1 protein-coding gene is annotated in these 879 nt (G+C 66.3%); it reads right to left on the bottom strand.

Features of this window, described 5'->3' with window-relative positions; translation table 11 throughout:
- Nucleotides 1-879, bottom strand: an 879-nt coding sequence (locus RUGAMON1_RS32610) for a condensation domain-containing protein (RefSeq protein ID WP_445234418.1), incomplete at both ends; no start/stop codon positions are given.

Below are 879 nucleotides of genomic sequence, written 5' to 3' on the forward strand. Positions count from 1 at the left end.
CTGGACATAGGCGCCCACGCGCTCGGCCGATATCGATTGATCGACTTGCACCGTCAGTACGAAGTCTTCGCCCAGATCGTCCACCGACAAGGTCAGCGGATAGTTGGTGCGTTCTTCGCCACCGATGACGTTGACGCCGTCCCAGGCGTCATTGGATTGCTGCTCCGCGTCGCCCGTCTCGACCACGCTGTGGCGGTAATTGAGCAACGACGAGAACAACGGCGTCTGCGCCGCTACGCCGCTGCTGCGCTGCGCCAGGGCCAGCGAAGCGTGCTCGTGCCGCAGCAGCTGCGTCAACAGCGTGTGCGTACCGCGCACGCCTTGGGCAACGCCCCGGTCATCGATGCTGATCCGCACCGGCAGCGTATTGATGAACATGCCCAGCACCCGGTCGGAACCGGCGCCGCCCTGCATGCGCCCGAACAGCACCGTGCCGAACACCACGTCGCGGCGTCCCGACAGGCGCGCCAGCACCTGCGCCCAGGCCAGGTGCATCAGGCTGGCGGCGCTGACGCCCTGCGCGCGCGCCTGCGCACGCAGCTGCAATGCCAATGCGGCCGGCAACTGCTGCTTTATTTCCCTGATCCGCGAACCATCGCCGCGCACGTCTAGCAGGCCGTATGGCAGGGTTGGCTCGTCGATATCGGACAACATTTGCGTGAAGAAGGCCTCATGCTCCGCGCGGCTCACGCCCAGGCGCGCCTGGGCGATGAAGTTACGGAACGGCAGCGCCCTTGGCAGCTCGGCCTCGCGGCCCAGCTGGATGGCGCGGATTTCCTCGACCAGGATTTCCAGCGTCGTATGGTCGATCGCCAGGTGATGCGTCAGCAGTTGCAACAGCCAGCGGCCGTTGGCGCGGTCCTCGCACAGGAAGGCGCG

This window comes from Duganella rhizosphaerae, assembly GCF_040364205.1.
GTDB lineage: Bacteria > Pseudomonadota > Gammaproteobacteria > Burkholderiales > Burkholderiaceae_D > Rugamonas > Rugamonas rhizosphaerae.